Annotated in this window: 20 protein-coding genes; 16 read left to right on the top strand and 4 right to left on the bottom strand. The window is 61.6% G+C overall.

The window, feature by feature from the left end; translation table 11 throughout:
* The first annotated feature begins 7 nt into the window (after nucleotides 1–7).
* Both PMX70_RS00940 and queA read left to right on the top strand, forming a co-directional pair.
* Nucleotides 8–583, top strand: a complete 576-nt coding sequence (locus PMX70_RS00940) for an epoxyqueuosine reductase QueH (RefSeq protein ID WP_117773028.1) — start codon at nucleotides 8–10, stop codon at nucleotides 581–583.
* A gap of 70 nt (nucleotides 584–653) precedes the next feature.
* Entirely contained in the window at nucleotides 654–1,865 is a 1,212-nt protein-coding gene (queA, locus tag PMX70_RS00945) for a tRNA preQ1(34) S-adenosylmethionine ribosyltransferase-isomerase QueA (protein ID WP_117773026.1), read from the top strand.
* 367 nt (nucleotides 1,866–2,232) lie between these two features.
* On the opposite strand, the gene PMX70_RS00950 is transcribed toward queA, so the two are convergent.
* Complete coding sequence (locus PMX70_RS00950; protein ID WP_117773024.1) at nucleotides 2,233–3,996, bottom strand: coiled-coil domain-containing protein; 1,764 nt, start codon at nucleotides 3,994–3,996, stop codon at nucleotides 2,233–2,235.
* A 294-nt stretch (nucleotides 3,997–4,290) separates the two neighbouring features.
* On the opposite strand from PMX70_RS00950, the gene PMX70_RS00955 reads away from it, so the two are divergent.
* The 5 genes from PMX70_RS00955 to PMX70_RS00975 all read left to right on the top strand — a co-directional run bounded on the left by PMX70_RS00955 (nucleotide 4,291) and on the right by PMX70_RS00975 (nucleotide 8,351).
* Nucleotides 4,291–5,091 (top strand): SDR family NAD(P)-dependent oxidoreductase, encoded by an 801-nt coding sequence (locus tag PMX70_RS00955; RefSeq protein ID WP_006235414.1) that lies wholly within the window; start codon nucleotides 4,291–4,293, stop codon nucleotides 5,089–5,091.
* A 424-nt stretch (nucleotides 5,092–5,515) separates the two neighbouring features.
* Nucleotides 5,516–6,655, top strand: a complete 1,140-nt coding sequence (gene tgt / locus PMX70_RS00960; RefSeq protein WP_055250876.1) for a tRNA guanosine(34) transglycosylase Tgt — start codon at nucleotides 5,516–5,518, stop codon at nucleotides 6,653–6,655.
* Between the two features lie 213 nt (nucleotides 6,656–6,868).
* Nucleotides 6,869–7,627 carry an LOG family protein gene (locus PMX70_RS00965; RefSeq protein ID WP_271742536.1) on the top strand — a complete coding sequence of 253 codons (759 nt, stop codon included), beginning with the start codon at nucleotides 6,869–6,871 and terminating at the stop codon, nucleotides 7,625–7,627.
* A gap of 113 nt (nucleotides 7,628–7,740) precedes the next feature.
* Complete coding sequence (locus PMX70_RS00970; protein ID WP_117773020.1) at nucleotides 7,741–8,040, top strand: type II toxin-antitoxin system RelB/DinJ family antitoxin; 300 nt, start codon at nucleotides 7,741–7,743, stop codon at nucleotides 8,038–8,040.
* Between the two features lie 2 nt (nucleotides 8,041–8,042).
* Nucleotides 8,043–8,351 (top strand): type II toxin-antitoxin system RelE/ParE family toxin, encoded by a 309-nt coding sequence (locus tag PMX70_RS00975; RefSeq protein ID WP_055250871.1) that lies wholly within the window; start codon nucleotides 8,043–8,045, stop codon nucleotides 8,349–8,351.
* 93 nt (nucleotides 8,352–8,444) lie between these two features.
* Here the strand turns inward: PMX70_RS00975 and PMX70_RS00980 are convergent, their stop codons facing one another.
* Nucleotides 8,445–9,305 carry a DegV family protein gene (locus PMX70_RS00980; protein ID WP_117773016.1) on the bottom strand — a complete coding sequence of 287 codons (861 nt, stop codon included), beginning with the start codon at nucleotides 9,303–9,305 and terminating at the stop codon, nucleotides 8,445–8,447.
* Nucleotides 9,306–9,461: 156 nt separating this feature from the next.
* Here PMX70_RS00980 and PMX70_RS00985 point away from each other — a divergent pair, with 156 nt between their 5' ends.
* The 9 genes from PMX70_RS00985 (at nucleotide 9,462) to PMX70_RS01025 (ending at nucleotide 19,009) form a co-directional block, all read left to right on the top strand.
* On the top strand, nucleotides 9,462–10,124 hold the full coding sequence (locus PMX70_RS00985; RefSeq protein ID WP_117773014.1) for an HAD hydrolase-like protein: 663 nt from the start codon (nucleotides 9,462–9,464) through the stop codon (nucleotides 10,122–10,124).
* A gap of 54 nt (nucleotides 10,125–10,178) precedes the next feature.
* A complete protein-coding gene (locus PMX70_RS00990; protein WP_117773012.1) occupies nucleotides 10,179–11,615 on the top strand; it encodes a M20 family metallopeptidase in 1,437 nt (478 codons plus the stop codon).
* A gap of 320 nt (nucleotides 11,616–11,935) precedes the next feature.
* Nucleotides 11,936–12,871 (top strand): phosphate ABC transporter substrate-binding protein, encoded by a 936-nt coding sequence (locus tag PMX70_RS00995; RefSeq protein ID WP_271739599.1) that lies wholly within the window; start codon nucleotides 11,936–11,938, stop codon nucleotides 12,869–12,871.
* A gap of 24 nt (nucleotides 12,872–12,895) precedes the next feature.
* Entirely contained in the window at nucleotides 12,896–13,804 is a 909-nt protein-coding gene (gene pstC / locus PMX70_RS01000; protein ID WP_271739600.1) for a phosphate ABC transporter permease subunit PstC, read from the top strand.
* Between the two features lies 1 nt (nucleotide 13,805).
* The gene (gene pstA / locus PMX70_RS01005; RefSeq protein ID WP_271739605.1) at nucleotides 13,806–14,723 is read left to right on the top strand and encodes a phosphate ABC transporter permease PstA; all 918 of its coding nucleotides are present in this window, start codon (nucleotides 13,806–13,808) and stop codon (nucleotides 14,721–14,723) included.
* A complete protein-coding gene (pstB, locus tag PMX70_RS01010) occupies nucleotides 14,720–15,592 on the top strand; it encodes a phosphate ABC transporter ATP-binding protein PstB (protein ID WP_271742537.1) in 873 nt (290 codons plus the stop codon). Before pstA ends, pstB begins: the two co-directional genes overlap by 4 nt.
* A gap of 203 nt (nucleotides 15,593–15,795) precedes the next feature.
* Nucleotides 15,796–17,655, top strand: coding sequence for an ABC-F family ATP-binding cassette domain-containing protein (locus PMX70_RS01015; RefSeq protein WP_117773006.1), 1,860 nt, complete (start codon nucleotides 15,796–15,798; stop codon nucleotides 17,653–17,655).
* A 6-nt stretch (nucleotides 17,656–17,661) separates the two neighbouring features.
* Nucleotides 17,662–18,432 carry a Cof-type HAD-IIB family hydrolase gene (locus PMX70_RS01020; RefSeq protein ID WP_271742538.1) on the top strand — a complete coding sequence of 257 codons (771 nt, stop codon included), beginning with the start codon at nucleotides 17,662–17,664 and terminating at the stop codon, nucleotides 18,430–18,432.
* A 187-nt stretch (nucleotides 18,433–18,619) separates the two neighbouring features.
* Nucleotides 18,620–19,009: a metal-dependent transcriptional regulator gene (locus PMX70_RS01025; protein WP_006235431.1), complete on the top strand. Its 390-nt coding sequence runs from the start codon at nucleotides 18,620–18,622 to the stop codon at nucleotides 19,007–19,009.
* Between the two features lie 282 nt (nucleotides 19,010–19,291).
* On the opposite strand, the gene PMX70_RS01030 is transcribed toward PMX70_RS01025, so the two are convergent.
* Both PMX70_RS01030 and PMX70_RS01035 read right to left on the bottom strand, forming a co-directional pair.
* Nucleotides 19,292–21,244: a heavy metal translocating P-type ATPase gene (locus PMX70_RS01030; RefSeq protein ID WP_197032116.1), complete on the bottom strand. Its 1,953-nt coding sequence runs from the start codon at nucleotides 21,242–21,244 to the stop codon at nucleotides 19,292–19,294.
* Between the two features lie 99 nt (nucleotides 21,245–21,343).
* Nucleotides 21,344–21,562 carry a cation transporter gene (locus PMX70_RS01035; protein WP_089572082.1) on the bottom strand — a complete coding sequence of 73 codons (219 nt, stop codon included), beginning with the start codon at nucleotides 21,560–21,562 and terminating at the stop codon, nucleotides 21,344–21,346.
* Nucleotides 21,563–21,606: the final 44 nt, after the last annotated feature.

Genomic DNA, 21,606 nt, shown 5'->3' on the forward strand with positions numbered 1-21,606 from the left:
GATGTTGATGAGGCCGTTGTTGTTGCACGCTTGCTGTGCGCCGTGTTCGCTTGAGCCGGTTCGCCTGCTGCGCGAGGAGGGGTTTGAACCCACGATCTGCTGGACCAACCCCAATATTCAGCCGCGCGATGAATGGCAGCGTCGTTTGGACGAGCTGCGCCGGTGGTGTGCCGATGGCGACATCGAGCTCATCGAGGCCGGGGAGGACCGCGAACGCTGGGAAACCGGCGTGGCTCCGTTGGGTGCCGATCGTCCCCGTCGCTGTCGCGCGTGCTATGCCTTGCGCTTGGCCGAGGCATGCCGCGTTGCCCAGGAGCGCGGGTTTGAATATGTGGGTACGACGCTCGCCGTATCGCCGTATCAGCTGTTCGATACCTGCAATGATGTGCTTGAGCGCTTGGCTGCCGCCCGCGGTCTCACTCCGGTCATTCGCGATTTTCGCCCGTATTACCCCGAGGCGACACGCCGTTCGCGCGAGCTGGGCATGTATCGGCAGAACTACTGTGGTTGCCGCTTTTCTGCTGTCGAGGCGGCCATGGACCGCGCCCGCATCCGCGACGAGCGCAAAGCCGCCAAAAAGTAGTTCGTTTGGGACGTCAGCCTGCTAGGATGTAGAGCGGACTTTAGCTATATAAGGAGTATCCGACGTGTCTATGCGTACCGATGATTTTGACTACAACCTTCCTGAGGAACTGATTGCCCAGGCTCCTGCCGAGCCGCGCGACTCCTGCCGCCTGCTGGTGGTTGATCGCAAAGGCTCCGAGACAGGAACGCCGCTAGAGCATGGCGGTACCGTTGAGCACCGCATCTTCCGCGACATCATCGACTATATCGAGCCGGGCGATGTGCTCGTCATCAACCAGACGCGCGTGATGCCGGCCCGTCTTATCGGTCGCAAGGCTGGCTCGGGCGGTGTGGTCGAGACGCTGCTGCTCAAGCGCCGCGAGGATGTTGACCCGCTGGGTCACGTTTGGGAGTGCCTGGTCAAGCCGGGCAAGCGCCTGAAGCCCGGTGCTCAGATTGAGTATCGCGCCGGTGGCGCCCATGCGCCCGAGGGGGCTCCCGTGGTGCTGATGGCCGAGGTCATCGACTTTGTCACCGATAGCCGCGGCGGTCGTCTGGTGCGTTTTGAGCCGGCCGGTTGCAATGCCGCCGGTGACCCGCGCACGCTCGACGAGGCCATCCATGCTGCCGGCCACGTGCCGCTGCCGCCTTACATTACCGATTACGAGGGCGATCCCGAGAAGTACCAGACCGTCTACGCCATGAAGGAGGAGCACTCGGCTGCCGCTCCTACGGCGGGTCTGCATTTTACGCCCGAGCTTATGGCCGCTATCGAGGCCAAGGGTGCGAAGTTTGCCGCCGTCGAGCTCGAGGTGGGTATCGATACCTTCCGTCTGGTGGAGGAGGACGACCCCACGCAGCACGTGATGCACACCGAGCGCTACCACGTGTCGCAGGAGGTTGTCGACGCCGTGCATAAGGCTAAGGCCGAGGGGCATCGCGTGATTGCTGTCGGTACCACCGCAGTGCGCTCGCTCGAGAGCGCCTTTGACGCTGAGGCACCGGTGTCCGATCCGGCCGTGACGGCGCGCTATTTTGAGGGCCGCGAGGACGGGGCCGATACACTTGGCCGCGGTGACATCGTGGTGCGCGAGAACGCCACGACGCAGCTCTACCTTATGCCCGGCTCGACCTATCACGTGGTCGACGCGCTGATCACAAACTTCCACGTGCCGCGCTCCACGCTCATGATGCTCGTGAGCGCGCTTGCCACCCGCGACCAGATCATGGATGCCTACGCCGCCGCCATCGAGGAGCGCTACCGCTTCTTCAGCTTTGGTGATGCGATGCTCATTTGTTAGTTACGCGGTTCTACGAACCGCGTAACGGCTCGACACTGCAAACCCGCCAGAGCGGCAATCTGCCTTTCAACTTCGGCGGCATGACCAGAAGGTCAATGCCGCCTCGTTTCAAGGCACCTTGCTCGCTCTGGCGGGTTTTCGCTGACTTTGCCAAGGCATCGGCGTCGCCTTTGTTGGCACTTGGGGACGTTCCTTTTGTGTCGGCACTTGGGGACAGTCCTTATGTCAAGAGATTGGTGCAAGAGGGATAGGTTGCCTTGCGTCGATTTAAATAGGTTGCGGTGAGATAGTTCTTGAATTGGCCTTATTGAGGACTAAACAGGAACTATCTCACCGCAACTGCGTTGAACGTTTTTTGGCAACTGGTTTACTTGCTCGCGAAGAGCCAGACCAGGATGATCGCTAGAATCACGGCGACGATGCAGACGATGGCACCGGTGAATTTGATGCGTGAGTCGCGGGTGCGCTCTCGTACGTCATCCTCGGTAGCCTCGAGCTGGGCCACTTCGCGCTCGGTTTCGGCGTGTTCGGCCTTATCTCGTGCCAAGGACCCGGCGAGCGATTCAGTGATCTCTGGGTGGTCGTGTACTTCGGTCGCCTGTTCGATGATCGACTGTGCATGTGCGGCATCTGCTTGGGCGTTGGCGATGGTCTGCTCCTGGTCGCGGCGTGCCTTGTCCTCCGCGGCGATCTTCTCGCGCAGTTCGCGCTGACGAGTCGCGGCGGCAGTCTTCGCCGTCTGCAACTCGTCGCGCGCGGCATCGGCTTCGGTCGTCACGGCTTGGTGCGCGCGTTTTGCGTCGGCGATAGGGGCTTGAGCCTGCTCGACGGCCTGCTCGGCTGCGGCAAGTGAATGCTCAAGGTCGGCGGTGATGCGCGGGACATCTTCTTCGGCTTTACGCAGGGCATCTGCCGTGTCGGAAATCTGCATCGAGAGCTCGCTGGTGCGCACCGTATAGTTGGCGGGATTTGCCGAGGGATTGCGTTGCAGCTCGGCATACTCATGACGCAGCGTCTCGAGCTGGGCGCGCGTGGCGTCGACGGTTTGTTGTGCGGCGGCAATGCCGGTGTCTCGCTCTGCCTTCACCTTGTCGCGGATGCGCTTGGAATCCTCAAGACGTCGAACGAGGCGGTTGCCGGTCTCGCGCGAGCTCGCCTCGCGGGCCTCCACGGCATCGAGCGCGGCCTTCAGGCGGAGCTCAGTCGCGTCATCCTCTGTCTTCATTTGTTCGAGCTGACCCTTGAGCTCTGTCGCTTTGGAGGCGTGGGCATCACGGTCAATCTCGGCGGCCGCTGCAGTCTTTTGGGCCGTGGCAATCGCCTGGCGCTGGTCGGCGACGATCTGATCGTAGCGGCCTGCGATATCCTGGCGTGTCTCGAGTTCCTCGGCCTGATCGGCAATGCGCTGCTCAAGTTCGGCCAGGTGGGCGCGGGCATCGGCAAGTGCCTTTTTCGCGGCGTTCATCTCGCGCATGGCCGAGGCACCTTGGGCGATAAAGGTGCCCACGGCGTTCGCAGTGTTCGAGACAGCGGTCCCCAGATCGCGGCTCGCGGCGGGGGAGTGCGGGGCAGTCGGGCGAGCGGTGTCGGCAGCGTCAACATCGGTAGTTTGTGGCGCGGCGATATTGCCGGTGCCGCCTTCGATCACGGAAAAGCCCGCTGCGTGCGGGTCGACTGCGTCGGCGCCGATCGTGGGGTGCTCGAGTTGCAGGAACGAGGGCATGGTGCTGCCCTGGTCGGCAACCGGAGTCTCGCCGGGTACGAAGGTCGAGGCTGCCTCGGCGGCCTCCTCTTCCTCGGCGTCAACGTCAGCGTCGGCCACGGCGTCTTTCATCGCTTTGACGGCATCCATCATGGAGTCCATGACGGCGTCGAGCTCTTCTTCCGAAGAAACCTCGATAGGGCCCGCAGCTTGCGGAGCAGCATCCTGTACAGGGGCGTCGTCCTGAGCGGGCACATCGTCATTTTGCTCGCCTGCATCTTCGGCGCCGGGGGTTTCCGCCGTAGCGCTTTCGTCCAAGATGGGGTCGTCGAGGTCAATATCATCGCAGGTCACAGCGTCAGCATCTGCGGTGACGTCTGCGGAATCATCAATATGCTGTTGAGTCTGGGGGTCCAGCTCGTCTGTCATAGGCATGTGCTCCTCATCGTTGTTTGTCACCCTATGATAAAGTCTCGCGCCGACATCCCGCGCGCTGCAGCAAAGTTTCAAAACGTGTTCGATGGCTCGCGTCGATAGCAAAAACTCGGCCACTTTATCCAGTTTGTACTTGACAATCCCTTCGCCGAAAGACGTTATGCCGTTCGCCTGCCGAGGCCTTTTCTTTTCACTTGAACCCGTTAAAGTTGCATTTCAGCTTTTGTCGCGTTTATTTGGATGCGCGCAGTCGGCGGGTGCGCCCGTCGCGATTTGAAAGGACTTTATATGGGACTTTTCACTGGTAAGACCGTGATCGTCACCGGCGGCGGCAAGGCCACGCTCAAGGACGGCTCCGCTGGCTCCATCGGCTACGGTATCGATATCGCTTTTGCCAAGGAGGGCGCAAACCTCGTCATTACCGGCCGCAACGTTGCCAAGCTCGAGGCCGCCAAGGAATCCCTCGAGGCCGAGTACGGTGTCAAGGTTCTGCCTGTTCAGGCCGATGTCTCGGCTGGTCAGGACAACGAGGCTGTCGTCCAGAACGTCATCGACAAGGCCATTGAGGAGTTCGGCCGCATCGACGCCGTCGTCAACAACGCTCAGGCCAGCGCCTCGGGCGTGACGATCGCCGATCACACCATGGACCAGTTCAACCTCGCCATTTACTCCGGTCTGTATGCCACCTACCTGTACATGCAGAAGGCCTACCCGCACCTGAAGGAGACCAAGGGCTCCGTGGTCAACTTTGCTTCGGGCGCCGGCCTGTTTGGCAACTATGGCCAGTGCAGCTACGCCGCTGCCAAGGAGGGTATCCGCGGTCTGACCCGCGTCGCTGCCAACGAGTGGGGCAAGGACGGCATCAACGTCAATATCGTTTGCCCGCTTGCTTGGACCGCTGCGCTCGAGAACTTCCAGGATGCCTATCCTGAGGCGTTCAAGGCCAACGTCCACATGCCGCCGGCTGGCCACTACGGCGACGTCGAGAAGGAAATCGGCCGCGTTGTCGTTCAGCTCTGCGGTCCCGACTTTAAGTATATGAACGGCGAGACCGTCACCCTCGAGGGTGGCATGGGCCAGCGTCCTTAAGGGTTCCGCCGTTCTACCGAACGGCGGACCGGCCGACGCTGCGCGGTCGCCAGAGCGACAACTTGTCATTCAAAGAGGGCGGCATGACCAGAAGGTCTATGCCGTCCTCTTTTCATGCCAATTTGTTCGCTCTGGCGACCGCTCGCTGACATTCCCAAAACGTCGGCGTTGGCGTGGCTGGTAAATAGCTCCACTCATTGGGGACGTACTTAAATGAGTACCCGCCGAACGAGTGTGGATAATCTCCCGTTTTTGGTCTGTGTTTCGGGCAAAAGTGGGAGATTATCCACTCTCATGAGATGGGCATCCGAAAATCCACGCTCGTTTGCTGCCCCCTTTGCACCAGTTTCTGTCGAGTCGGTGCTCCTTGCGGGTTGCCCGTATAATGGTTTGCGTATGAACCGCAACCAAGGAGTTCCAGTTTATGGACCAGAACCTTTTTAAATTCGACCTGATTGCCGAGGATCCGACGACGCACGCGCGCGCCGGCGTGCTGCACACCCCGCACGGCGACATCGAGACGCCGATCTTTATGCCCGTGGGCACCAAGGCAAACGTCAAGGGCATTCCTACCGAGACTGTCAAGAAGCTCGGCGCCCAGATCGTGCTCGCCAATACCTATCATCTGTCCATGCGTCCCGGCGAGGATACCATCGCCGAGCTGGGCGGCCTGCACAAGTTCATGAACTGGCACGGCCCCATCCTCACCGACTCGGGCGGTTTCCAGGTCTTCAGCCACAACGATGCCGTCAAGCTCACCGATGAGGGCGTGCGCTTTATTGTCAACGATTACGACGGCCGCCACGTGTTTTGGACGCCCGAGGACAACATGGAAATCGCCATGAAACTCGGCTCCGATATCTGCATGCAGCTCGACCAGTGCCCGGGCTATCCCGCCACGCGCGCCTACGTTGAGCGCGCCGTTGAGCTGTCGAGCATGTGGGCCGAGCGCTGCTATAAGGCGCATACCCGCGATGACCAGGCGCTCTTTGGCATCGTTCAGGGCGGCATGCACCTGGATCTGCGCCTGCGTTCGCTGCGCCATCTGGAGGAGTGCGGCGACTTCCCGGGCTATGGTATCGGTGGCTATTCGGTGGGCGAGGATCACGAGACCATGTTCGAGACCCTGGCGCCGCTCGTGAGCGAGTACATGCCCAAGCATAAGCCGCGCTACCTGATGGGTGTCGGCAACCCCACCACGCTCGTACGCGGCGTGGGCGTGGGCATCGACATGTTCGACTGTGTGCTGCCGACGCGCACCGGTCGCATGGGTACGGCGTTCTCCAGTGAAGGTCGCCTTAACTTCCGTAACGCGCGCTTTGCGCACGACGACGGCCCCATCGACCCCACCTGCACCTGCCCGGTGTGCACGGGCGGCTACAGCCGCGCGCTCATTCGCCACATGGTCACGCAGAAGGAGATGCTCGGCGGCATTTTGCTTTCGATGCACAATATCTACTACCTGCTCAACCTTATGCAGCGTGCCCGCCAGGCCATTATCGAGGGCCGCTACGGCGCATTCGTGAGCGATTGGATGAATAGTCCTGCCGCGGTGGATTACTAAGGGCGACAGACACGCTTGCAGAGCGTGGGCAACGGCAATGGTCGGGCGCCAGCCGGTCGTCACATTCGTTGACACCGGCTGCGCGACCGCTGACCGATAGCTTGCAAGTGCTTGATGCGTCGTGGGTACCATACCGAATAGTTGATGCTCGGGCGGGTGTTTGACGCATAGCGTCGACCCCGCCCGTTTTTCTTTTTCTCGATAGGAGTACCCATGATTAAGAATGAGAACGTCGAGGGCGAGCCTGCCTACGACGAGACGTACCGCCGCGGCCCCGTGGTCATGCGCGGACCCATGATTCCTAAGGACAACACCTACGCCAACCTGCTGGCGCCCAAGGAGTCGACTGACTGGCTGCACGCCGACCCCTGGCGCGTGCTGCGAATTCAGACAGAGTTTGTCGATGGCTTTGGCGCACTTGCCGAGCTTGGACCTGCGGTGACTATCTTCGGTAGCGCCCGCACGCCCAAGACCGATCCGCTCTACAAGGCGGCGCGCACCGTCGGGCGCAAGATCGCGCAACGTGGCGTGGCGGTCATCACCGGTGGCGGCCCCGGCATCATGGAAGCGGCCAACAGGGGAGCAGCGAGTGTCAACGGCAAGTCAGTTGGCCTAGGTATTGAATTGCCGCATGAGCACGGGCTCAACAAATACGTGAACCTCGGCATGGACTTCCGCTACTTCTTTGTGCGCAAAACCATGTTCGTTAAGTACAGCTCGGGCGCCATCGTATTTCCCGGCGGCTTTGGCACGCTCGACGAGATGTTCGAGGTTCTCACGCTGGTGCAGACGCACAAGGTCAAGCGCATGCCGCTCGTGCTGGTGGGCAGCGAGTACTGGCAGGGCCTGTTCGACTGGCTCAACGGTCCGGTGATGGACGCCGGCATGATCAGTCCGCTCGATCCGGAGCTGGTGCACATTACCGACGACCTCAACGAGGCCGTTGACATTGCGCTCAGCGGGCTGATGTAGATCAATCGTGCCCACGCGACATGAATACGCATGGCAATCTGATGTTATCTAACATCAGATTGCCATTTATATTGGGTATACTGGTGTAAAAGACGAGGGCGAGGAGGTCGCAAATGTCTACAGCAACAGTTAAGCCTACGACGGTTCGAATCGAAGAGGGGCTCAAGGAGCAGGCGACTGAGTTCTTGGATTCGGTCGGCCTCAGCCTCAATTCCTATCTCAATCTTGCCGTTCGGCAGCTGGTAAATCAGCGAAAGATTCCTTTTGAGATTGTAGGAAGGGCGGAGGTGCCCAACGAGGTGACGAGGCGCGCCATGGTGATCGCCGATGCTCATGAGCTGGGGATTTTGCCGGACGATAGCCTGTCATTCAATAACGCTGATGAGCTTATGTCATTCCTCGATGAGGAATAGCGATGTTCGAGATTAAAGTCGAGGCTCAATTTAAGGTGGACTACAAACGAACGATGCGCATGCATCCGCAGCTAAAAAGTGAGTTTAAAGCGGCGGTTGCAGAGCTTGTGGCTCATGGGTCACTTCCGGCGGAGTATGGCGCCCACGAGCTCTCAAACCCGGGCGGAAACTACAACGGCCACATCGATTTCCACCTATCCGATGGCTTGGTCGATGTGGTCGTTCTTTATCTTCCCCATAAGACTAACCCAGTGATTAGGCTGGTGAGAATGGGCACTCATCAGGAACTGTTTCAGGGTCCGCTGGGCTGATCGCCGATTTCTAAGTTGCGGTGGAATAGGGATTGATTTGCGGCTGATAAGCCAAAAACAGTTCCTATTCCACCGCAAGTGGTAAAGGTGCCCCTAGTGGATGGGCTGGTAACGAGGACAGTAGCTGATGGCGATGGCGTCGACGCCTACATGGGTGGCGATGGTGCAGCCGATGGGGCCGGTGCCGGCGTCTACGTAATCCTGGCCCGCGAGTGCCTCGTTGACAAGTTCCTGCTCCTCGGCGGCGCCGGTCGTGAGCACACGCACGCTTGAGCCCGGGTGCTCGTCCAAAAACGCGAGGCAATCTGCCATGGTGTTGGCGACGATGCGCTTGGCGCCGCGGCCCTTTTTGATGGCCTTGATCTCGCCCGATTTCCACTCCGGCGAAACGGCCAGGCGAATGTTGAGCATCTGCGTGAGCTGGCCGGCGAGCTTGGGGGCGCGGCCGTTTTTGACCAGGTTCTCGAGCGTGCGGGGAATCAGCAGCAGGTGGGCGTCGGGCAGCGTCGCGCGGATCTGCGCCTCGGTCTCGTCCAAGCTGCGGCCGTCCTCGCGCATGGCAAGCGCGTACTCCACCAGCAGGCCCTCGGTGCCCGAGCCGGTGCGCGAATCGATGCAGCGCACGTCGAGCTCGTGGGTCTCGGCGACCAGGCATGCGTTGGAATAGCAGGCGGACCACTCGCTGCACAGCGAGATAAAGATCGCGCTGTCGTGGCCATCGGCGCGTACGCGGTCAAACAGCGCCTTGAACTCGCCGGCGCTCGGCTGCGAGGTGTGCGGCAGCTGCTCGGAGCCAGCCATGCGGGCGACGTATTCCTCGGCGGTAATCTGCACCTGGTCGAGCAGGTCCTCGCCCTCGATAATCACATGCAGCGGAATCACGTAAATGCCGAGCTCTTGGGCACGGGCGGGGGAGATGTCCGACGTGGAGTCGGTTATGATGGCAAAAGACATAATTGCACCTTTCGTTGGGGCGCGGCAGCGCCGCCTTCTGAAAGCAAAGTGCGACAAGTATAGTGGAGTTGCTCTACATTGCTAGGTTCAATTGTTGAATAGTCAACAGTTTGAAGCGGTGGTGTGGAAATCATCAACTGGGGAAGAAGGGTGCCGATGGCGGCATTGCAACTTTGCGAGCGGCCGGTTGTGCTGTTCGATTTTGACGGCACGGTGGCCGATACGGGTCGGGCAGTGACGACCTCGACGCGCAAGACGCTGGCTGCGCGCGGGTTTTCGGAGACGCAGATGGGTGATCTGCGCCGCATGATCGGGCCGCCCCTGTGGAAGAGCTTTCACGACTTTTACGGCTTTTCCCGCGAGGAGTCGCTTGTGGTGGCCGACGAGTACCGCGCCTTTTTTGATGAGCTGGGACCGGAGGAGTACCCCGTGTTCGATGGGATTCCCGAGCTGCTGGATGAGTTGGCCGCCCGGGGCAAGCGTATGGCCGTGGCGACGTCACGCATGGAGGCCAAATGCATCGACATGGTGCATGAGCTTGGTCTTTCTCAGTTCGAAGCCGTGGTTGGCATGAATCCGCCGCAGGGGCGCGAGACCAAGGCCGATTCGGTTCGCGATGCCCTGGCGGCGCTCGGCGCGACGGCGGACGATGCCGTGATGATCGGCGATCGCTTTAACGACGTCGAGGGTGCGCACGCGATGGGCGTGCCGTGCATCGGCATCTATTCGGGCGCGGCGGCGCCGGGTGAGCATGAGGCGGCGGGTGCCGATGCAGTGGTGCACTCGGTGGCCGAGCTTGCTAAACTTTTCTCTATCTAGGAACTAAATGTGAGGGGCGGGTACGCTTGCCGCTCATTGGTAAGGAGGCAGTCTATGAATCAGGTGGAGCAGAGCGTCGCTGAGTATGTCGACGAGGTCTGGGAAGATGTCGTCGCCGATATCGAGCAGCTGGTGAGCTATCCGTCCGTGGCAGTTTCTGCCGATGCAGAGCCCGGCGCGCCGTTTGGCCGCCCGGTCCGTGACGCGCTCGACTGTGCGCTCGGCATCGCGCAGAAGCTTGGCTATCAGACGAGCGACGACGAGGGCTATGTGGGCATTGCCGATATCCCTGGCCGCGGCGACAAGCAGCTCGCGACCATCTGCCACGTGGACGTGGTGCCCGCCGGCCCGGGCTGGAACACCGACCCGTTTGCGCTGGAGCGTCGCGAGGGCTGGCTGCTCGGCCGCGGCGTTATCGACGACAAGGGTCCGGCGGTGCTGTCACTCTACGCCGGCGCCTATCTGCTCAAGCACGGCATTACCCCGCGCTATACTTTCCGCGCGCTGCTGGGCTGCGATGAGGAAGTGGGCATGTCCGACGTTCACCATTATCTGGAGAACCACGCAGACCCCGACTTTTTGTTTACGCCCGATGCCGAGTTTCCGGTCTGCAATGCCGAGAAGGGCCAGTTTGGGGCGACGTTCGTGAGTCCCAAGATCGACGGCGGGCGCATCGTGTCGTGGAGCGGCTCCGAGGCGAGCAATGCCATTCCGTCGCAGTCCATCTGCGAGCTCGCGATTGCCGCCGATGAGCTGCCGGCGCCCGTTGAGAACGCCGACCGCCTGGAGATCACGGCGCTTGATAACGGGCATGCGCAGATTTTCGCCCACGGTATTGGCGGCCACGCTTCGATGCCTGAGGGCACCATCAACGCCGTCGGCCTCATCGTGACGTATCTGCGCGAGGCCGAGGATGCGTTTGGTGCGCGCGACGAGCGCCTGCTGACGCCTGCCGAGCACGAGTTCGTCAAGTTCCTGGCCTTTGTGCATGCGGATGCCTATGGCCGCGGCCTAGGTATCGATGCGACGAGTCCGGCGTTTGGCCCGCTTACCTGCAACGCTGGCGTCATCCGCGTGGCGGATGGCCATATTGAGCAGGTCATCGACGTGCGCTTCCCCGACAGCACGAGTGCCGATACCATCCGCGAGCAGCTCGATCCGCTCGTAGGCCGTTTTGGCGTGACGTGCCGTGTGGGTCGTGCGAAGGTGCCGTTCTCGGTCTCTGCCGACGATCCGGCCGTGAAGGCGCTTATTGATACCTATAACGAGTTTACGGGCAAGCATGCTGAGCCCTTTGCCATGGGCGGCGGCACGTACGCACGCAACTTTGCCCGCGCCGTCTCGTTTGGCCCCGAGGAGACCGGCCTGGAGCTGCCCGCATGGGGCGGCCAGATGCACGGCCCCAATGAGTGCGCCAACGAAGAGCAGCTCAAGCAGGCGCTCAAGATTTATATCGTCGCAATCCTGCGCTTGAACGAGCTGGAGCTTTAAGGCTGCGGCGTTTTAACAACTTAGCACCCCTTTCGTCCGGGCTTTTTAAGTTGCGGTGGAATAGTTCCTAGAATGGGCCATTTGATGGCCAAGCAGGAACTATTTCACCGCAACTTTGTTTTTATTGGTGTAAAAGGCGGGTCATGCTTGGTGGCGGGTTTGTTATCCGTTTGTAAAGGCTGGGCAGAGCTTGCGGTAAGGGTCTATCAAATGTCCGTAAGAAACCGCAGATAAGGCGGTCGTCGCCCGATCGAGACCGTATCTTTCCAAACAGCAAAGCGGGCAGGGTGCCCGCGAGTCGCATGTATGAAAGGAAGATCATGCTCGATCAGGCTTATTCTCGTCGTCAGTTCCTCGGCCTCGCTGGTGGTCTTGCCAGCATCGTCGGTCTCGGTCTCGTTGGTTGTGGCGGCTCCGGCGCATCCGACGCCGCCGCCAAGGGTAGCGCCGCCGCCGAGTCCGTCTCCGGCGAGGTGACCTACGACGGCGCCTCCTCGTTCCAAGCTCTCGTCGAGGCCGCTGCCGAGAAGTTCATGGATGCCAACCCCGACGTCTCCGTCTCCGGTTCGGGCAACGGTTCGGGCAAGGGCCTGACCGCTGTCGCCGCCGGCACCGTTACCATCGGTAACTCCGACGTCTTTGCCGAGACCAAGCTCGAGGCCGATCAGGTCAAGAACCTCGTTGACCACGAGGTCGCCGTTGTGGGTATGGGTCCCGTCGTCTCCAAGAACGTGAAGGTCGACGACCTGTCCCTCGAGCAGCTCAAGGGCATCTTCTCCGGCCAGATCACCAACTGGAAGGAGGTCGGCGGTGACGACGCTACCATCGTCGTCCTCAACCGCAAGGCCGGCTCCGGCACCCGCGCCACCTTCGAGGCCGCCGTCTTTGGCGATGAGGCCGTCGACTTTAAGGGCGACGCCGAGCTCGACAAGTCCGGCGATGTCCAGACTCAGATGGGCAGCACCGACAACGCCATCTCCTACCTCGACTTCTCGCACTTCGATGACTCCAAGTTCAACGCCATCAAGGTCGAGGGCGTCGAGCCCAAGAGCGCAAACGTCACCGACGACTCCTTCAAGATCTGGGCTACCGAGCACATGTACTGCGCAAAGGACGCCGACGAGGCCACCAAGGCCTTCCTGGAGTTCATGCTCTCCGACGACGTCCAGGGCAAGCTCGTCGAGGAGCAGGGCTTCATTCCCGTCTCTGCCATGAAGGTCGTCAAGGACGCCAGCGGCAAGGTCTCCTCTAAATAAGTAACCGCCCCGGAAAGGTTTGCAATGGCAAAACAGCTGCCAAAGCGCGACCTTGAGAACGTGGGCCTGGGCGTCACGGGTGCGTGCGTAGCGCTCGTGACGCTTGTCGTTGCCGCGCTCATCTTTATGGTCGCCCAAAAGGGCCTCTCGGCTTTTGTCAAGGACGGCGTCTCGGTCGTCGAGTTCTTTGCCGGCACCAAGTGGGACCTGGCCAACACAGCCGAAAACGGCCTGCCTTATACCGGCGCCCTGCCCCTGATCGTCACCTCGTTTGCGGTCATGGTGCTCTCCACGCTTATCGCGCTGCCCATCGCCATCGGCTCTGCCATCTTTGCGGTCGAGATCCAGCCTAAGTTTGGTTCCAAGATCTTTCAGCCGCTTATTGAGCTTTTGACCGGCATTCCCTCGGTCGTCTTTGGCCTGATCGGCTTTCACGTGGTCGTCGGTCTTATGAAGAGCGTTTTCCACGTGAGCACGGGTCTGGGTATCTTGCCCGGCGCTATCGTGCTGGCAGTCATGATTCTGCCGACGATGACCACGCTTTCGGTCGATGGCCTGCGCGCTGTGCCCGACAGCTACCGTCAGGGCTCGCTCGCGCTGGGCTACACCCGCTGGCAGACCATCTGGCACGTGGTGCTCAAGTCCGCCATGCCGTCGCTCATGACCGCGGTCATCCTTGGCATGACCCGCGCCTTTGGCGAAACGCTCGCCGTGCGCATGGTTATCGGCGGCATCGAGGCCATGCCGACGTCGCTGCTGTCGCCGGCGTCCACCATCACCACCACGCTCACCACGTCCATGGCGGTCTATGCCGAGGGCTCGGCCCAGGACGATGTCCTGTGGGCGCTCGGTTTGCTGCTGATGGGCATGAGCCTCATCTTCATCCTGATCATCCATCTCATTGGCCGCAAGGGGGCGAAGGCTCGTGGCTAGCATGCGCATCCATATCGACGAGGCAAGACTCGGGCGTGTCCAAAAGCAGGACCGCATCGCCACGGGCGTGCTGACGGCAATTGTCGCCATCGTCATGCTCATCGTCGTCTCCATGGTGGCCTACATCCTGTTCGAGGGCATCTCGACGCTGTTCCAACCGGGCTTCCTCACGCAGCCCGCGCGCGCCAACGGAACCCAGGGCGGCGTGCTCTACCAGCTGTTCGACTCGTTCTACCTGCTGCTGATCACCTTAGGTATATCGGTGCCCATCAGCCTGGGCGGCGCGGTGTTCTTGGTTGAGTACGCGCCGGACGGACCCATCCGCGACATCGCCTCCACCGCCATCGAGACGCTGTCCTCGCTGCCCTCCATTGTCGTGGGCATGTTCGGCTTTCTGGTGTTCTCGGTGCAGCTGGGCTGGAAGTACTCCATCATCTCCGGCGCCGTCGCGCTCACCATGTTCAACATCCCCATCCTGGTGCGCGTGATTCAGCAGGCGCTCGAGGACGTGCCGCAGGCCCAGCGCGATGCGTGCCTGGCCATGGGCCTCACTCGCTGGGAGGCCACACTGCACATCCTGATTCCCGAGGCCATGCCCGCCATCGTGACCGGCATCGTGCTTTCGGCCGGCCGCGTGTTTGGCGAGGCCGCGGCGCTGCTCTTTACCTCGGGCATGAGCTCGCCGGTTCGCCTGAACTTCTTGAGTTTTAACCTGTCGAGCCCCACCTGCGCCTGGAACGTGTTCCGTCCCGGCGAGTCGCTCGCCGTTCATATCTACAAGATCTATGGCGAGGGCAGCCCCGAGGCCCAGCAGATCGTCTGGGGCACCGCGGCACTGCTGATGATTTGCGTGCTGCTGTTTAACGTAGTCGCCCGTATCGTGGGCAAGCAACTGGCAAGGAGGATGACGGCCGAATGAGCGAGATGAATACAACGCCCGCAACCGAAGCGGCCACGTCCGAGACCCAGGACTTTCTGTCGAGCGTGGGGCAAAGCGAAAAGCACGTGCGTGTGAGCGGCAAGGCCGTGAGCGACGAGGTCGTGGTCTCCACCAAGGACGTCAACGTGTACTATGGCGACCACCATGCGCTGCACGATGCGTCGCTCGACTTTCACAAGGGCGAGATCACGGCGCTCATCGGGCCTTCGGGCTGCGGCAAGTCGACCTTTTTGCGCAGCCTCAACCTTATGAATCGCGAGATTCGCGGCTGTCGCGTGGAGGGCGAGATCAACTACCGCGGCCGCAACGTGAACACCAAGACCGAGAACACCTACGAGCTGCGTCGGTCCATTGGCATGGTGTTCCAGCAGCCAAACCCGTTCCGCAAGTCCATTCGCGACAACATTACGTTTGCGCCCAAGCGCCACGGCATCACCGACCGCGACGAGCTCGACCGCATGGTCGAGGAGAGCTTGCGTGGCGCCGCGCTGTGGGACGAGGTCAAGGACAAGCTGGACAAGAGCGCCTACGCGCTTTCGGGCGGCCAGCAGCAGCGTTTGTGCATCGCGCGCACGCTTGCGCTCAACCCCGACGTGATCCTGTTTGACGAGCCCTGCTCGGCGCTCGACCCCATCTCGACGCTGGCGATCGAGGACCTCATGTCGTCGATCGCGGCCGACCGCGCCATCGTCATCGTGACGCACAACATGGAGCAGGCGTCGCGCGTGTCCAACCGCACGGCGTTCTTCTACATGGGCGATATGGTCGAGTACGACGAGACCGACGAGATTTTCCAACGGCCCAAGGATAAGCGGCTGAATGATTACCTCACCGGCATGTTCTCCTAGTCCGGGACATGCTTGAGGCCTGCGGCGGCCACGGTTGTCGCGGGACTGATTGGAGAGGCGGGTCATCTCTTGCGGGAGATGGCCCGCCTTTTTGTGTCGTGTGCTGGTGCGCTTGCCCAAAACCACCACGAAGGCGCCCGTCCCCTTTGTGGTGGTTTTCGCTATCATGGAGAACGTTGAATTTCTACGAAGGAGCAGGGCATATGGCGATTCTTTTGGGATGCGATTCCGTCAGCCTAGAGTTTCCCACCAAGCATATTTTCGATAGCGTGACGCTCGGCGTGGGCGAGGGCGACCGCATTGGTATTGTCGGTAAAAACGGCGACGGCAAGTCGACGCTGCTGAGCGTGCTCGCCGGCACGCTGGAGCCCGATGACGGACGCGTGACGCACCGCCGCGGCATCACGATCGGTCTACTCGGCCAAAAGGACCAGCTTGTCGATACCGATACCGTGCATCATGCTGTCGTCGGTGACACGCCTGAGTACGAGTGGGCCTCGAGCCCGCGTACACGTCAGATCCTCGCTGGCCTTATTAGCGATGTGCCCTGGGAGGGCATGGTGGGCGAGCTTTCGGGCGGCCAGCGCCGTCGTGTGGACCTCGCGCGCCTGCTGATCGGTGACTACGACGTGCTCATGCTCGACGAGCCCACCAACCACCTGGACATGCGTACCATCAACTGGCTTGCACGCCATCTTAAGGCTCGCTGGCAGCGCGGCCAGGGCGCCATGCTCGTGGTCACGCACGATCGCTGGTTCTTGGACGAGGTCTGCACTAGCATGTGGGAGGTCCACGACGGCCAGGTCGACCCCTTCGAGGGCGGTTACTCCGCATATATCCTTCAGCGCGTGGAGCGCGACCGCATGGCCGCGGTTACCGAGGAGCGCCGTCGCAACATGGCGCGCAAGGAGCTTGCATGGCTGAGCCGTGGCGCCCAGGCCCGTTCCACTAAGCCCAAGTTTCGCGTGGAAGCCGCCCGCGAGCTGATCGCCGACGTGCCGCCCGTGCGCGACGAGCTGGAGCTCAAGCGCCTCGCCGTGAGTCGCCTGGGCAAACAGGTCATCGACGTGATCGACGTGGACGCCGGCTATGCCGATACCGACGGCGCGCCCAAGCAGGTGCTCTCCGATGTGACCTGGCTTATCGGCGCGGGCGACCGCTATGGTCTGCTGGGTGAGAACGGCGCCGGCAAGTCGACCTTGCTCGACGTGATTCAGGGCAAGATCGCGCCCCTGCGCGGCCGCGTGAAGATCGGCCAGACGGTGCGCTTTGGCGTGCTGTCGCAGCAGCTCGAGGAGCTCGAGCCCTACATGGGTGACACGATCCGCGAGGTTCTGAGCAACTATAAGAAGTATTATGTCATCGACGGCAAGGAGACCTCGCCCGAGAAGCTCTGCGAGCGCCTGGGCTTTACGACGCAGCAGCTCTGGAGCCGCATCGGCGATCTTTCGGGCGGCCAGCGCCGTCGCCTGTCGCTGCTGCTGACGATCCTGGACGAGCCCAACGTGCTTATCCTGGACGAGCCCGGCAACGACTTGGATACCGACATGCTGGCGATTGTCGAGGACCTGCTCGACGGCTGGCCGGGCACGCTGATCCTGGTGACGCACGACCGCTTCTTGATGGAGCGCGTGACCGACCAGCAGTGGGCGCTGCTTGACGGTCATCTGACGCATATGCCCGGCGGCGTCGACCAGTACCTGCGCCTGTGCAACGCTACTGCCGAGGGCGAGCCCGTGGGCGCGCCGAGCGCCAAGACCGGCACGTTCGACACCGGCGCCGCAGCGGTTGCAGCCGAAAAGCCCAAGTCGAGCGGCCAGCCCAACGGACTTTCCAATGCCGAGCGCCAGAAGCTCCGCCGCGAGGTGAGCTCGCTCGAGCGCAAGATGGAGACGCAGCGCGCCCGCGTGGAGGAGGCCGAGGCCGCCATGGCCCAGGTCGATCCCACCAACTACACGGCGCTGGGCGAACAGCAGGCAAAGATCGACGAGGCCCATGCCGCCATGGACGAGCTGGAGATGGCGTGGCTCGAGGCGAGCGAAAAGCTCGAGGGCGAGGAGTAGGCGAGGATGATCAAGGCCGCGTTTTTCGATATCGACGGCACGTTGCTGAGCTTTAAGACCCATCGGATTCCGGCGTCGGCGCAGCAGGTGCTCGACAGCTTTCATGAGCAGGGGATTGCGTGCGTGATCGCCACGGGTCGCCCGACCTATCAGATGCCCGATTGGCTGTTCGATCTTGGTTGGGATGCGTACATCACGCTTTCGGGTCAGCACTGTTTTGATGCCAAGGGCGTTTACCGCAGCTGCCCGATCGATTCGGACGACGTCGCGGCGATTGTGGACCAGGTGGCGCAGGGGCGCTATGACTCGCTGTGTATGCAGGGCGAGAACTCGTTTGTGAACCGCCTGTCCGAGCGCGTGGTGACGGCCGGCAGCAACGCGGGGATTGTCTACCACGAGGAACCGTTTGAGCATGCCTTCGATGCGCCGGTCTACCAGTTCTGCGCCTTTGTGGACCCTGCCGACGAACATATCGTGACCGACGCGGTGTCGCATTCTCTCACTACGCGCTGGTGTGATTTGTTCTGCGACATTATCCCTGCCAACGGCGGTAAGGACCTGGGTGTCGCGGCGACGCTGGAACGCCTGGGTGTCGACGCGAGCGAGGCGATTGCCTTTGGCGACGGCGAGAACGACCTGTCGATGTTTGCCGCCGTGGGCACGAGCGTGGCCATGGGTAACGCACAGGACACGGTGAAGGCTGCGGCGACCTATGTGACGACTGCCGTGGACGACGACGGCATCTACAACGCCGCGAAGCACTTTGGATTGATGTAACTGTGGGCCGGTACCCGGCGCCTGGGGACACTCCTTGCGGGGCGTCCCCATTTTGTTTTCGTCCCGCACGTTTTGTGAAACACGGCTAACTTTTAGACAAAGTAGTAAGACATGGGCAACTTTTGCGGTAAAGTTAGCCGTGGAAAGTATCCAAAGGCTAACTAGCAATCATCGCGAAAGGCGGCCCATGGCCCTACGTGAATCCGGAGAAGACTATCTCGAATCGATCTACGTTCTGTCGGAACGTCAGGGCATCGTGCGCTCGATCGACGTTGCGGAGTACCTCGGCGTAACCAAGGCGAGCGTTTCCAAGGCCATGGCGACGCTGGAAAGCAACGGCTATGTCGAAATGGGCAAGCGCGACGTTCATCTGACGGAGCGTGGTCTGGAGGTCGCTCGCCAAATGTGGGAGCGTCACTGCTTTTTCGTGGGGCTGCTAGAGGATGCGGGTGTTTCGGCTGAGGTCGCGTCGCAAGAGGGCTGCCACATGGAGCACTGCCTGAGCGAGGAAAGCTTCGAGAAACTGAGGGCGATGCTGAACCGGGGCGAGGCGACGGGCCAAGCGGCGGAATCCTAACGAACCCCCAGTAGCGCGGAGTTCGCGCAAAGCGCAAACCAGCGAGCGGGACCAAAGGCCCGACCAACAAAGTCCAACTCAGACAAGGAACCCCGCCAGCAAGCGATGCCCAAGAACCGCCAGCTGTGTCACCGCAGGCCGGGGCCGGGCTTGGTTTTGAAAACACTCCGCAGACCAGTACGGCGCCTTGTCCGCAGCTCCACAGGAGCAGGACAAGGCGCCGTACATGGTCGAGGACGTTTTCAAAACCAAGCCCGGTCCCGGCCGGACAGCCCACGAACGCTACAGGTTCTTGACACCCATCGCGCGCATGGCGTTCAGGATGGCGATGATCGCCACGCCTACGTCGCCAAAGACGGCAAGCCACATATTGGCGATACCCAGCGCTGCCAGCACAAGGATCAGCAGCTTAATGCCCAGCGCAAAGATTATGTTCTGCCAAACAATCGACATGGTCTTGCGCGCCACGCGGATCGCGCGGGAAATGTTGGACGGCTTGTCGTCCATCAGCACCACGTCGGCGGCCTCGATCGCGGCGTCGGAGCCCATGGCGCCCATGGCAATGCCCACATCGGCGCGCGTAAGCACAGGAGCGTCGTTGATACCGTCGCCGACAAAGGCGAGCTTGCCCTTGCCACTTTCGGCCGCGAGTAGCGCCTCAACGCGCTCGACCTTGTCGCCCGGCAGGAGCTGCGCGTGGAACTCGTCGAGACCGAGTTGCTTGGCCACAGACGCTGCAACCTCCTCGCGGTCGCCCGTGAGCATGACGGTGCGGTTGATACCGGCGGCATGCAGGTCGCGAATCGTTTGCTCCGCATCGGCCTTAACGGTGTCTGCAATCACGATGTGGCCGGCGTACACGCCGTCAACGAGCACGTGGAGGATCGTGCCGACAACCTCACAGTCCGGTGCTTCAACGCCGGCCGCGGCGAGCATTTTGGCGTTGCCAACGACGACGTGCTTGCCGTCGATGGTTGCCGTCACGCCGTGGCCCGCGTCGTTGGCGGAGTCGCTCACGCGCTTGGGGTCGACCTCGCCCTGGTAGGCGTCGCGCACGGACTGCGCGATGGGGTGATCGGAGAACGACTCAGCAAGGGCTGCGACTTCGAGCAGCGACTGCTCGGTATAGCCAGCCTCGGGGTGCACCGCGACGACTGAGAACGTGCCGTTGGTGAGGGTGCCCGTTTTGTCGAAGACGATGGTGTCCACGTCGGCGAGCGTCTCGAGGTAGTTGGAGCCCTTGATGAGAACGCCCAGCTTGGACGCGCCGCCGATGCCGCCAAAGAAACTCAACGGTACGCTGATCACGAGGGCGCACGGGCAGCTGACGACCAGGAAGGTCAGGCCGCGCAGGATCCAATCGGACCAAGCGCCAGTCACCAGGCCGCCGCCAAGCGCGAGCACCGCGGCAGCGCCAGTGACGGCGGGGGTGTAGACGCGGGCAAAGCGCGTGATGAAGTTCTCGGTGCGCGCCTTCTTTTCGCTGGCATTCTCCACGAGCTCCAGAACACGCGCGACGGTTGACTCGCCAAAGGGCTTGGTGGTGCGCACGTGGATGAGGCCCGTCATGTTGATGCAACCGCTGATGATATCGTCGCCGGTCTTGGCCGGGCGGGGGACCGACTCGCCCGTGAGTGCGGCGGTGTCGAGCTGGGTTTCGCCCTCGACGATGACGCCGTCGATAGGCACGCGCTCGCCGGGCTTGACCACGATCACGGTGCCGACGGCGATGTCATCGGGAAAGACCTGTTCGAGTGTGCCGTCGGCTTGCTCGACGTTAGCGTAGTCGGGCGCGATGTCCATCATGGCACTGATCGACTTGCGGCTCTTGCCCACGGCGTATGCCTGGAACAACTCGCCGACCTGGTAGAACAGCATGACAGCGGCGCCTTCGGCCATGTGCGGGTCGGTGTCGGGGAAGAGCACCATGGCAAACGCGCCGATGGTTGCGACGGCCATGAGGAAGCTCTCGTCGAAGGCCTTGCCGCGGCGGATGTTATTGAATGCCTTTTGCAGTACGTCGTAGCCGGCAATCAAAAACGGCACGAGGAACAGCACAAAGCTGGCGTAGATGTTGCCGGGCTCCCCAAATGCGATAGCGAGGGCGCCGAGCTCGTCGAGGGCATAAACAACGGCAAAAATGCCCAGTGCTACCAGGATGCGGTTGCGCTTATGCTCAAGGGACTCTTTCTTCTTGCGCTTCTTCTTTTTCTTCTTGGGATCGGCGGCTGCCATGATTCAAACCTCCCATTTGAGTGTATGAACACTTGCTCATATAATTTCGCGAGCAAAGGCCGCGGCAAGCGCGGCCTCGCAGGTCAACGTATGCGCGGGTTAGAGAATGATCTCGCAGTCCGGCTCGGCGTCGGCGGTGAACTCAACGACGCGGTCCAGGACCTCGTCGAACTTGGCGTCGTCGGCCTCGAGCGTCAGCTTCTGGGTCATAAAGTTGACCGAAACGGACTTGACGCCCTCGAGCTTGGCAAGTTCGTCCTGAAGCTCGCGCGCGCAGTTGGCGCAATCGATCTCGTCGAGCTTAAACTGCTTTTTCATGGTGGGTTCCTTTCCCTGTGTTAGCGGTCTGGGTGCCGGCCGCG

The sequence above is a fragment of the Collinsella aerofaciens genome (assembly GCF_028206795.1).
In the GTDB taxonomy this organism is placed as follows: Bacteria; Actinomycetota; Coriobacteriia; order Coriobacteriales; family Coriobacteriaceae; genus Collinsella; species Collinsella aerofaciens_AX.

What these genes read in the sequence shown, in the direction of transcription:
- PMX70_RS00940 (WP_117773028.1), top strand. Translation starts at nt 8, where the DNA reads ATGAGGCCGTTGTTGTTGCACGCTTGCTGTGCGCCGTGTTCGCTTGAG.
- queA (WP_117773026.1), top strand. Translation starts at nt 654, where the DNA reads ATGCGTACCGATGATTTTGACTACAACCTTCCTGAGGAACTGATTGCC.
- PMX70_RS00950 (WP_117773024.1), bottom strand. Translation starts at nt 3,996, where the DNA reads ATGACAGACGAGCTGGACCCCCAGACTCAACAGCATATTGATGATTCC.
- PMX70_RS00955 (WP_006235414.1), top strand. Translation starts at nt 4,291, where the DNA reads ATGGGACTTTTCACTGGTAAGACCGTGATCGTCACCGGCGGCGGCAAG.
- tgt (WP_055250876.1), top strand. Translation starts at nt 5,516, where the DNA reads ATGGACCAGAACCTTTTTAAATTCGACCTGATTGCCGAGGATCCGACG.
- PMX70_RS00965 (WP_271742536.1), top strand. Translation starts at nt 6,869, where the DNA reads ATGATTAAGAATGAGAACGTCGAGGGCGAGCCTGCCTACGACGAGACG.
- PMX70_RS00970 (WP_117773020.1), top strand. Translation starts at nt 7,741, where the DNA reads ATGTCTACAGCAACAGTTAAGCCTACGACGGTTCGAATCGAAGAGGGG.
- PMX70_RS00975 (WP_055250871.1), top strand. Translation starts at nt 8,043, where the DNA reads ATGTTCGAGATTAAAGTCGAGGCTCAATTTAAGGTGGACTACAAACGA.
- PMX70_RS00980 (WP_117773016.1), bottom strand. Translation starts at nt 9,305, where the DNA reads ATGTCTTTTGCCATCATAACCGACTCCACGTCGGACATCTCCCCCGCC.
- PMX70_RS00985 (WP_117773014.1), top strand. Translation starts at nt 9,462, where the DNA reads ATGGCGGCATTGCAACTTTGCGAGCGGCCGGTTGTGCTGTTCGATTTT.
- PMX70_RS00990 (WP_117773012.1), top strand. Translation starts at nt 10,179, where the DNA reads ATGAATCAGGTGGAGCAGAGCGTCGCTGAGTATGTCGACGAGGTCTGG.
- PMX70_RS00995 (WP_271739599.1), top strand. Translation starts at nt 11,936, where the DNA reads ATGCTCGATCAGGCTTATTCTCGTCGTCAGTTCCTCGGCCTCGCTGGT.
- pstC (WP_271739600.1), top strand. Translation starts at nt 12,896, where the DNA reads ATGGCAAAACAGCTGCCAAAGCGCGACCTTGAGAACGTGGGCCTGGGC.
- pstA (WP_271739605.1), top strand. Translation starts at nt 13,806, where the DNA reads ATGCGCATCCATATCGACGAGGCAAGACTCGGGCGTGTCCAAAAGCAG.
- pstB (WP_271742537.1), top strand. Translation starts at nt 14,720, where the DNA reads ATGAGCGAGATGAATACAACGCCCGCAACCGAAGCGGCCACGTCCGAG.
- PMX70_RS01015 (WP_117773006.1), top strand. Translation starts at nt 15,796, where the DNA reads ATGGCGATTCTTTTGGGATGCGATTCCGTCAGCCTAGAGTTTCCCACC.
- PMX70_RS01020 (WP_271742538.1), top strand. Translation starts at nt 17,662, where the DNA reads ATGATCAAGGCCGCGTTTTTCGATATCGACGGCACGTTGCTGAGCTTT.
- PMX70_RS01025 (WP_006235431.1), top strand. Translation starts at nt 18,620, where the DNA reads ATGGCCCTACGTGAATCCGGAGAAGACTATCTCGAATCGATCTACGTT.
- PMX70_RS01030 (WP_197032116.1), bottom strand. Translation starts at nt 21,244, where the DNA reads ATGGCAGCCGCCGATCCCAAGAAGAAAAAGAAGAAGCGCAAGAAGAAA.
- PMX70_RS01035 (WP_089572082.1), bottom strand. Translation starts at nt 21,562, where the DNA reads ATGAAAAAGCAGTTTAAGCTCGACGAGATCGATTGCGCCAACTGCGCG.